The sequence below is a fragment of the Gardnerella swidsinskii genome (assembly GCF_023277705.1).
Lineage (GTDB): Bacteria > Actinomycetota > Actinomycetes > Actinomycetales > Bifidobacteriaceae > Bifidobacterium > Bifidobacterium swidsinskii.
In genome coordinates this window covers 850,858-861,267 of record NZ_CP083176.1, presented here as the reverse complement: position 1 = coordinate 861,267, position 10,410 = coordinate 850,858, and the positions used below count along the sequence as shown (strand labels likewise).

Below are 10,410 nucleotides of genomic sequence, written 5' to 3'. Positions count from 1 at the left end.
TGATAAAACGAAAAAATAGCTGTTTAAGATATGTTTGTTTATTTAGACATAGTTTTACAGCAATGCGTTATTTTATGTGTTTCTATAGGCTTTTATTTTATTAATATAAACAAAAGGCGACTGCGCTTCATACGCAATCGCCTTAAATGTTTTTATTTTGTAAGTTTTAAAGCAATCGTAAGAATATTTAAAACTTACTACTTAACCCGTTATCATACAGTTGTTGAGTAATTAGACATCTGCTGAAGGAATGGAATTGTAGATGCGCCCCAAGGGAAAATCCACTGGAATAATGCTAATACAATGAAGAAATAAATCAGAATCGAAAGAATCCAACGAATCGCTGTAATACCTGGTTGTATGCGCAAAAGACCGCCAAAAATGCTTGCATCAGGCTTTTTCTTTAATCCAGAATGAATAGCGCGAAGTTCTGGCCATTGCCAAGCAATTGCTCCTGCTACGAAAATCATCATATACACTAATAAAACAACCACCATAACTGGCACTAGTGAAGAAAGACGAGAAACTAGAGATTGTTGCTCATTGTTAATAAACTTCACTTTTCCTTGCTCATCAATAGTAGAAAGTTCTTTTGGAATGCCATCGCTAATCTTTGCCCAATAAGCGAATTTTGCGTAGCTAATCCAGCGATGAGTTGCAGCAGTATACTTAGGTTCGCACGTTGTAAGAGTAAGCATACGTTTTGTTGGTTTCTCACCAGGATGATCAGGATTTGCATCAATAACTTCACCGTGATCTGGTGTAACAATCTTGTAAGAAGTGTACTTATAGACGAACCAATAATCCTTTGTACGAACTACTATTGCGTCGCCAGGCTTCAGTAAGTCTACATCTCCCAATGGCTGACCATAACCATTTCGGTGACCTGCTACTGCAAAATTACCTATTGCACCAGGCATTTGTGTGGTTGGATAATGACCTAAACCACGCTTGCTTAAGATGTCTGGCGTAATGCCTTCTACAACATTTCGTTCCCACTGATTTCCAAAACGTGGTATGTATAAACGAGCTACAAGGTCTTCAGACTTTGGTTTGCTTAAAGCAGGTGGGTCAGTATTCTGTGGTAAAGCAATCTTCGTTTTATCACCAGTTTTTGGGTTTTGCCAAGATATTGCTTGACGTGCCTCTACTTGAGTGTGCTCAGCCTGCTCTCCAGTCCACCACATTTGCCATGCAATGTACAATGCGCAAATAACTGCAAAAGCTATCAACAGTTCGCCAATAATTCCAGCGGCTTGCCACCAGAAATTCGAGCTGCTACGCTTCGTTTTTCCTTCCTGCATATTAGCAGATTGCATAGTGTGCTACTCCTTTATTGATGTATGAAGACTTTGCAACATATTTTATTTGTTTAGCACTTTAGGAACTGTTGCGTACCTTAATGGTTGCAACAAAGCCGATGCTTCAGGGAATCGCAGATTATTCTTTTTCTCCACTTTCCATCCTAATCCAAACGAACTTACATACTCCTTGTAGGTGTGTATGGCTGGTGAATTGTTTAGAGCATCAACCATGCTATCCATTGGACCAATAGCAGATATTTTATACGGTGGCGAGTACTGATGACCTTGCAACATAAGAACGTTACCAATACAAACAACTGCGGAGTTAAATAATACTCGCTGATCCTGAATAGTTATTGCTTCTGCTCCGCCGCGCCACAAAGCATTTACTACAGCTTCAATATCTTGCTGGTGGATTACGTAATCATTAATGGTTCCGGATGTTCCGGAACCATTAACTGCGCCTTTCCATAGAGGAGAGTCGTTGAGAGTTACAACAATTCCAGGTCCTTCAAGTTTTGGAAGTACGGTACTACTTCCAGTATCAGAAGATTCTTTTCCTTCACTAGTGCTGCTACCAAGCGTTTTATTAAGTAAATTAATTTTAGAATCTAAAGATTTTATATCTTCTCGTAAATTTTTTGTGCGCTGTGAATTTCTTTCAACCATTTGACTCGTATTAGAAGTCACAAAAGCAGAGCGGTTTACGCGCAAGTTAAGAACGAATAAATAGCCGGTAAGAAATACTGCAACGGCAACAGCAAAACTGCTTAACAGCGAGTGTTGAGCACGATGTTTCCCAGTTCTCTTAGCCATATTTTATCTTCATCCTTCACGCGTTCGAGTGTAACCACTATTATAGCGTGTAGCCGATTGATTGGAGAGTTACAGTTATGGCTGATGAAGAATTGCACACGACTGCAGCTGACGACGCTGCAAAGAAGAGCGATACGTCAAATGAGAATACTTATGGCGTTCCTATGGACGAAGTTGAAGCAGTGTTGAATGCTACTGCGGATAAAGCAGCGCTTTCTCCACAGATTCAGCAAATGATGCAGAGACAAGCTGAAAATAGGCGACGTGTCGAAGAAAGCATTAAAGGCACAAAAGCTAATGCTGCATGGTTTGTGCCGCTGTTCTGCACATTAATGGTCGTTGGATTAATTTGGGCTGTTGTTTATTATTTGAACCCTGTGCTTCCAATTCCTGGAATTGGTGCATGGAATTTAGTTATTGCATTAGTAATAGTAATGACTGGATTCATTATGACAATGTGGTGGCGTTAGTCTGTAAAACAAACTGCTTAATATGTTTTAAAAGTAGCTATGCAAATGTTGCGTAGCTACTTTTTATTTTGGTGCTGCTACTGCTCGAATAAGTATATGATTTTTATTGCTATCAGTTGTTGCAATAATTCTTGTATTTCCGCCATCTTGTAGGTTTAATTTTTTGCGTAATGCTTCTACAGGTATTGGAAAGTTACGAGTAACAATATTTGCATGAGTGATATCATCAAAAGTTTGTTTTATTTCGCGTTTATTCATGCTGCATATATTTTCAATTTTCCATATTTTTCCTGGAAATTCTGAGTAGTATTCTTCCGATACGTAAACATGACTATTCGCACTGATTTGTTGTATATTGTATTGAGTTTCTAACAATGAAAAACAGCCAGCTTTCATGATTGCTGCATTTGGCTCATAAACGTATTGCGACCATTCTTGCCAGTTATTTATATCTAAATTTTCATATTTTTTATTATTTTCTTCTTTATTATTTAAAACATTTGATTCAGGCTGTATTGATACCTGATTTGTTGAAGTATTGTAAGTTGCTTGTACAACAGTTATCTGATCATCGTTTGCGCAATATACTGGTACTTTTGTGTGCTGAGAGTTGCTGAGTATTATCAATAGTTCCTTGCACTCGTTACTATGTGCGACTATATGTACGGCTTCTACATTGCCACTAAAATCGCTAACTGTTTTGTGCCAATCAAGCATTGGAGAAAGTTTAATAATCACTATTTCTGCTTTAGTGAGCAATTGATTTTTAAGATCTAATACGTTTGGAGTGCAATCTTCAATAGCGTATGTGCGAGATCCTTGTTTGTTACGACGAGCTGGATCGACGTATATTATCGTTGACTTAGGAATATTTTTGAGTGCATCAAGACTATTGTTGTTGTAGCATTTTACGTTTGTAATACCAAGTGCATTCATATTGTGATGTGCAATGCTAGAAAGTTCGTTTTGCTGTTCAATGCAAATAGCAGAATCGAAAACTTCAGACATTATTGTGCAATCAACGCCAAAGCCGCCAGTAAGATCCACAAGTGTGCTACTAAAATTTTCTGAATTTAATTTGTTGAGTAATTCTTTTGCAACATTTGCCTTGTATTGTGCTGTTGATTGAGAAGAACACTGTTCCATAGAAATGTGCGCAGGGTATATAACTTCGTTGCATGAAGCCCATTTTGGCAGTTTTTGTTGCGCGATCTGCCTACCTGCTATTTGGTTAATTGCAAAAGGTATGTCGATATTTGCGTTGCGTGGTGCTTTAAGAGCAGCTTTGCTTGGTGACAATTGTGCGTTTTCTTTAATAAAAGTGAGTGTAGAAGCGTTTGCTGGTTCGATTGTTTTTGGAACTTGAAGTGTAGGCATGAATCTCATTCCTTGTTGAGGTGTAGAAAATTTTAGAGCAAGTAAAGGTTAGAATTATGTAGTCGATAGTTTAGTCCACAAAAAACTTAAATTGTGGATAACTCTTATACACTTGTGCACAGGTTCAAAAAAGGCAAGTTATCAACGTTTGTGATTAACTATGTGGATAACTTATATAGTTGTCACCAATTTAGGCACAACTTATACACAATCCTGTGCACATTGGTGGAAAACTACACACGTGTAATTTAACAAATTATGCCTTCAAACAAAACATTGCACAAGCAGTGAGAATAGCAAATAGTGATACAAAATATACTAAGAAACGCGTATTAAACGAAGCTTTTTTAAGTAGCGGATTTTGTACGCCGAGCAATGCTGCAATTGCGGTACCAGAAACTAAGCCTCCAACGTGTGCTTGCCAAGCGATATTAGGCACAATGACTGGCATAGCGAGAGTAATAGCAATCCAAATAATTGTTCCTCGCATGTTTTCTCCTAGTCGCCATTGCGCTACGAGAAGTGCGCCTATAAGCCCCATAATAGCTCCCGAAGCACCGTATGAAGCGACGAACCAATTATTAGTGAGTTTGCACCATACAATATCAGCTACGCTTCCACCAAAGCCGGATATTAAATATAATCCAAAAAACTTCCATTTACCGAAGAATCGTTCTAATTCAACTCCGAGCGACCAAAGACATAGCATATTGAAGAAAATATGGGTTAAATTTGGTGCGTGAACAAACATTGATGTGAACCAAGTCCAAGGTGTTTGTAACGCAGTAATTGGAAGAAACGCAGTATAGCTTATTAGAGTCGAATAATAATTTGGATATGCAAAGTTTAGTACCATTTCCAATATCCAAATAAAAATGCATGAATATACTAAAATGGCTGTGGTTGTGTTAAAACGAAGTCTTATATTATTTAAAATATTTTTAATATCAAAGTTGTGCATATGCTTATGATATCGGTTTTACTTCACAAATTTAATCAATAACATTATTTAAAAAAGATGCAACTCTGAAGAAAAGCAACTATGATAGTTATTACGCGACAAAAAGCGGTATAGATTGTTGACTTGGACGAGCAGGTCAGCTTAACCGGAAAGGAGCCATCATGGAGAACAGATCCTCTGGCGGTTGGAAGTTCTTTGCACTGCTCTTCGGAGCACTGCTCGCAGGTATTGCTGCGTTGTATGTGTACAAGCAGCATAATCCTGATTATGACCCTTGGGAGGAACCATGGGAGAACAGTTCTTCGCCAATTGACCTAGGGTTAGAAAAAGAAGAGAAAGAAGCTAACGATACTCCTGCCGCTGAGGCATAAGTGACATTTGCTTTATACAGTCCAAAATAAAGGCGATTGCGTATATTCGTAGTCGCCTTTATTTGTAATTACTAAAGAATTGTTGCAAACAAAAGCGTTTGTCTTACATGCAATTTAACTAAAATCTACACAAAAAGGCGGAAACTGATTAACAGCCTCCGCCTTTTATTTTCTATGTATTGCTATTGGAGAATACTCAATTACTCAGCAACAGGTGTTGGAAGAGCACCAGTGTGCCAAATGCGATCGAGGTAATCTTCGATAGAGCGGTCAGAAGAGAAGTAACCAGAGTTGGCTACGTTCAAGACTGCCATGCGAGCCCACTTCATTGGATCGCGGTAAGTTTCCTCAATCTGAGCCTGAATATCCATATAAGAGCTGAAGTCAGCCATTGCCATGAAGTAATCATGGGTAAGCCAATCGTTAACGAGTGGCTCATACACGCTCTTGTCGCTGTTGGAGAAGGTGCCGTCAGCAACCATATCCACAGCAGTCTTCAAGCGAGGATCAGATTCATAGTACTTACGGGAGCCGCCGTGATCATAGCCTTCAGCGTAGAGCTTCTCAACCTCGTCAACGGTCATGCCGAAGAGGAAGAAGTTCTCAGCACCAACGCGCTCGCGAATCTCAACATTTGCACCATCGAGAGTACCAACAGTCAAAGCACCGTTCAAAGCGAACTTCATGTTACCAGTGCCAGAAGCTTCCTTACCAGCTTGAGAAATCTGCTCATCCAAATCGGTTGCAGGAATCAAGTTCATAGCAAGTTCAATGTTGTAGTTTGGTGGGAAGAACACTGCGAGCTTGCCCTTGCAAGCTGGGTCGTTGTTCACAACGCGAGCAACATTGTTGATGAGCTGAATCGTAAGCTTTGCCATAGCATAGCCTGGAGCAGACTTAGCGCCGAAGAACACGGTGCGTGGAAGCATCTTGTCTACGTCGATTGTGCCATTCTTGATTCCAGCGTATGTGGAGATAACCTGGAGGATCTTCATGGACTGGCGCTTGTACTCGTGCAAACGCTTAACAATGGTGTTGAACATTGTGTCTGGGTTGATCTCAAAGCCATACTTCTGCTTTGCGAAATCAACGAAGGCAAGCTTGTTCTGCTTCTTAACTTCAGCAAACTTCTTAACGAACGCCTTGTCGTCAGCCAATGGCTTCAAGCCTTCGAGAAGCTCCAAATTACCCTGCCATGCGTCTGTGCCCAAGCCCTCAGTAATAAGAGCAGACATGCGTGGGTTGCTCAAGCGCACGAAACGACGAGGAGTTACGCCGTTAGTAACGTTCTTGAACTTATCTGGGTAAACGCTGGAGAAGTCCTTCAAAGTGACATCCTTCAACAACTCAGAGTGAAGTTCAGCAACACCGTTAACGTAAGAACCGCCGTAGGTAGCCAAGTAAGCCATGCGAACTACAGCACCTTCGCCATTTTCGTCAGCGTCGGTAGCGATGCGCATGCGCTCAACCTGATCCTCAGCAACGCCCTTACCGCGAAGCTCGTTGCGGAACTGCTCGCTAATGCCCTGAATGATTTCAAGGTGGCGTGGCAACAGTTCGCCAATAAGCTTGGCTGGCCAAACTTCCAAAGCTTCTGGAAGCAAGGTGTGGCAAGTGTAGTTGAAGGTCTTGGTGGTGATACCCCAAGCGGTGTTCCAATCGTAGCCGTACTCGTCCATAAGAACGCGCATAAGCTCTGGAATGCCGATAACTGGGTGAGTGTCGTTCAACTGGAAGTTAATCTTGCTTGGGAAGGTAGTGAGATCCGGCTTATCCTGACCTGGGTAGAATACGCGGATTGCATCATGAATAGAAGCAGCTACGAAGAAGTACTGCTGCTCAAGACGCAAAGCCTTACCTTCTGGAGTGGAATCTTCTGGGTAAAGAATCTTAGAAATGTTTTCTGCTGCAACCTGTGGCTTTACAGCATCCAAGTACTCGGACTTGTTGAAGGTGAGCAAATCAAACTCATCGTAAGACTTAGCGGTCCACAAACGAAGAGTATTTACGCGACCAGAATTATAACCTGGAACCATGTAGTCAACTGGTACTGCGCGAACAGACCAAGCTGGCTTCCAAACGCGCTTGCCGTTTTCCTCTACAACTTCACCACCGAAGTTGACGCGCTGGTCACGACCATAATCAATGTGACCCCATGGCTCTTCGTTGCTAAGCCAGTAATCAGGGGTTTCAACCTGCTTACCTTCTTCATCAAAGCGCTGCTTGAAGATGCCGTAACGATACTGGATGCCGTAGCCAAATGCTGGAACGCCAATAGAGGCGAGTGAATCGATGAAGCAGGCTGCGAGACGACCCAAACCGCCGTTACCTAAACCTGGTTCATACTCGGCATCGATAACAGCTTTTGGATCGAAGCCAAGCTTAGTAACAGCCTTATTGAATTGGTCAGTAAGACCAGCGTTCAACAAAGCGTTCTCAAGCTGCTTACCCATCAAGAACTCTGCGCTCAAATAGCCCACAGCCTTGGTGTTGCCATTAACCATGTCATGCTGAGTCTGCATCCAAGAGTCCATCAAGTGACGACGAACTGCGGTAGCAGCGGCAACATACACATCTGCCGTAGTGGCCTGCTCTGGCGTTACACCCTGGGTGTACTTGAGGTGCTCTTGAAGTTCTTTGGCAAATGCCGTCGCAGTAGTTTTGGCTTTCGGCGCGACGTGTTTAGTCATATTTGACTCCTTGTGCCGTTTGATATATTTCCTAAAAGTGTGCAGCCTAAAACTTTGTGTTTAGGCAATTAAACCATCACCATTTTGCAGATAACTTTTGAAGATAACTACAAGAGGCATGTGAATGCACACAATAACCCCAAGAATACCACAACCTAATCCCTTTAAATATTTGTATATAACGTCTTAATACAAATATATTGCTGAAAGTAGGTTGTTTAGAAGATAATAAAAATATGTCAGTAATACTTGAACGAGATATAAAACGAGGACAATGTGCTTGGCAATTCTGGTGTGAATCTGCTATTAAAGCACTTGGCAATGGCATAGAAGCCATGCAAATAAATAGTAATATTTTAAATATCTCTTTAAACGACGAAGCTTTAGCGGTTAGATATTCGCTATATCTTCTTGAGAATAAAGTGCCTGGGTGCGCAGTAGAAGTAAGGGTTGCGCCTTTTGGTGCAGTAAAAATTTTGGAAGGACCAGCTTCGGATCCGCATAATCTCACACCGCCAGATGTTATTGAACTTGAGCCTAAAGTATGGCTTAGATTAGCGAGTGGTGTTACTAAATGGCATCAGGAACAGGACTTTGGCAACATAAGTGCAATTGGCGAGCGTGATGATTTAAGCGATATTTTGCCGCTGTAAGTTGACTTTATTGTAGCTTAATTGCGTATTTACAGCGTGTATTTACAAATATCCTGGGCAAACAGTATTTCGAATGCCCAGGATACGTAAATAAAATAATTTTAATAAATTTAATTTTTAATTGTCGTGTTTGTGTATGAAGTTTGGAATTGGCATAGGGATATGATGATGCGCTGGCGTGTGCGCTCCCGAGTTTGTAGAAGAGTTTTCGCTGCTAACGGCTTTTGCAGCTGCTTCCGCAGCCCACTTGGCATACTCGTCTAAATCATCTTCGTTTGAAGCATCAACGACATCATTTTCTTGATCTGTGTCATTCTCTTCTGGAAGATATGTATCTTCCTCATAGCTTTCGCTCGACGCAAATGGATCGAAGGATCCTTGTCCGGGTTCGCTGGAATTAAGTTCCTTAGCAAGCTCGTCATAATCCGTATCGGTCGTCAGGTATTTGAGCTTACGGGCAATTTTCTGTTGCTTTGCCTTCTGTCGTCCGCGGCCCATCTGACCCCCTCTAAAAATTAAGTAACAATCAGTTCATCACACAAGAGCGTACCACTTAACCGCAACCGAGTATATTGTCTGTGTAAACTTTTACCATAAAAGCCATATTTTCAGCGTAAAAATACGCACAATTAAGGAGCCTAAAATGCCGGAAGAAGCACAGGTTACAGCTGCTGGTAATGAGATGAGCGCAAGCTTCCTTGCAGCGCGTAAACGTTCAGATGCAACGCTTGAAAAGTTACAAGCTAGCCCTTCGTCTTTTACTATGCTTACTGGAGATCGCCCAACTGGTCGTTTGCATTTAGGACATTATTTTGGATCTATTCGTGAGCGTGTTGCAATGCAGCAGCGCGGAGTAAAAACCAATATTATTATTGCAGATTATCAAGTAATTACTGATCGTGACACCACTGAGCATATTGAAGATAATGTTTTGAATTTAGTGCTGGATTATATGGCTGCCGGAATTGATCCTGAAAAAACAATGATATTTACTCATTCCGCAGTTCCTGCAGCAAATCAGCTTATGTTGCCTTTCCTTTCGCTTGTTACAGAAGCAGAATTACACAGGAATCCTACTGTAAAGTCGGAAATGGAATCATCTGGACATGCTTTAACCGGATTGCTTCTTACGTACCCAGTGCACCAAGCTTGCGATATTTTGTTCTGCAAAGCTAATGTTGTGCCGATTGGTAAAGATAATTTGCCGCACGTTGAAATCACTCGTACAATTGCGCGTCGTTTTAATGAGAGATACGCAAAAAAGAATCCAGTGTTCCCAGAGCCAGCAGCAATTTTGTCTGATGCTCCTGAAATTCCAGGATTGGACGGACGAAAGATGAGCAAATCTTACGGTAACTCGATTATGCTCGGGGCTACTGCCGAAGAAACTGCCAAATTAATTAAGAAGAGTCCAACTGATTCTGAGAGGATGATTACTTTTGATCCAGTAACTCGTCCGCAAGTTTCTGCACTTCTTACTACTGCAGGTTTAGTTACAGGTAGGGATCCTAAAGAGATTGCTGAAGAAATTGGTAACGCTGGTGCTGGCGCGTTGAAAGCTTACGTAATTGAAAATGTAAATAATTTCTTGGCACCTCACCGTGAGCGTCGTGCAGAACTTGCAAAAGATATGGATACTGTTCGAGACATTTTGCATGATGGCAATAAGCGTGCAAATGCTATTGCAGAAGAAACGCTTTCCCAAGTGCGAGATGCTATGGGAATGAAGTATTAATTAAATTTCAATAAGTAAATTAATAAAAAATAA

The 10,410-nt window shown here is 41.2% G+C and carries 10 protein-coding genes; 4 read left to right on the top strand and 6 right to left on the bottom strand.

The genetic code is table 11. From position 1 onward, the window contains the following. Positions 1–212: 212 nt before the first annotated feature. Both K9E37_RS03300 and K9E37_RS03295 read right to left on the bottom strand, forming a co-directional pair. Positions 213–1,319, bottom strand: coding sequence for a class E sortase (locus tag K9E37_RS03300; protein ID WP_004109532.1), 1,107 nt, complete (start codon positions 1,317–1,319; stop codon positions 213–215). 45 nt (positions 1,320–1,364) lie between these two features. Continuing rightward, positions 1,365–2,120, bottom strand: coding sequence for a DUF881 domain-containing protein (locus K9E37_RS03295; RefSeq protein ID WP_004109529.1), 756 nt, complete (start codon positions 2,118–2,120; stop codon positions 1,365–1,367). Between the two features lie 77 nt (positions 2,121–2,197). Here K9E37_RS03295 and crgA point away from each other — a divergent pair, with 77 nt between their 5' ends. Next, positions 2,198–2,590, top strand: a complete 393-nt coding sequence (gene crgA, locus K9E37_RS03290) for a cell division protein CrgA (RefSeq protein ID WP_004109527.1) — start codon at positions 2,198–2,200, stop codon at positions 2,588–2,590. Between the two features lie 63 nt (positions 2,591–2,653). Here crgA and K9E37_RS03285 read toward each other — a convergent pair whose 3' ends face one another. Continuing rightward, positions 2,654–3,967: a THUMP-like domain-containing protein gene (locus tag K9E37_RS03285; RefSeq protein ID WP_076002511.1), complete on the bottom strand. Its 1,314-nt coding sequence runs from the start codon at positions 3,965–3,967 to the stop codon at positions 2,654–2,656. Between the two features lie 256 nt (positions 3,968–4,223). Beyond that, positions 4,224–4,928, bottom strand: a complete 705-nt coding sequence (locus K9E37_RS03280) for a rhomboid family intramembrane serine protease (protein ID WP_174182702.1) — start codon at positions 4,926–4,928, stop codon at positions 4,224–4,226. A gap of 161 nt (positions 4,929–5,089) precedes the next feature. Here K9E37_RS03280 and K9E37_RS03275 point away from each other — a divergent pair, with 161 nt between their 5' ends. Beyond that, positions 5,090–5,299: a hypothetical protein gene (locus K9E37_RS03275; protein ID WP_004106126.1), complete on the top strand. Its 210-nt coding sequence runs from the start codon at positions 5,090–5,092 to the stop codon at positions 5,297–5,299. 200 nt (positions 5,300–5,499) lie between these two features. Here the strand turns inward: K9E37_RS03275 and K9E37_RS03270 are convergent, their stop codons facing one another. Continuing rightward, positions 5,500–7,989, bottom strand: coding sequence for a glycogen/starch/alpha-glucan phosphorylase (locus tag K9E37_RS03270; protein ID WP_076002510.1), 2,490 nt, complete (start codon positions 7,987–7,989; stop codon positions 5,500–5,502). Between the two features lie 236 nt (positions 7,990–8,225). On the opposite strand from K9E37_RS03270, the gene K9E37_RS03265 reads away from it, so the two are divergent. Continuing rightward, positions 8,226–8,642: a sterol carrier family protein gene (locus K9E37_RS03265; RefSeq protein ID WP_076002509.1), complete on the top strand. Its 417-nt coding sequence runs from the start codon at positions 8,226–8,228 to the stop codon at positions 8,640–8,642. 117 nt (positions 8,643–8,759) lie between these two features. On the opposite strand, the gene K9E37_RS03260 is transcribed toward K9E37_RS03265, so the two are convergent. Next, positions 8,760–9,140: a DUF3073 domain-containing protein gene (locus tag K9E37_RS03260; protein WP_004109509.1), complete on the bottom strand. Its 381-nt coding sequence runs from the start codon at positions 9,138–9,140 to the stop codon at positions 8,760–8,762. 145 nt (positions 9,141–9,285) lie between these two features. Here K9E37_RS03260 and trpS point away from each other — a divergent pair, with 145 nt between their 5' ends. Next, positions 9,286–10,377, top strand: a complete 1,092-nt coding sequence (trpS, locus tag K9E37_RS03255; protein WP_004109506.1) for a tryptophan--tRNA ligase — start codon at positions 9,286–9,288, stop codon at positions 10,375–10,377. The last annotated feature ends 33 nt before the right edge of the window (positions 10,378–10,410 follow it).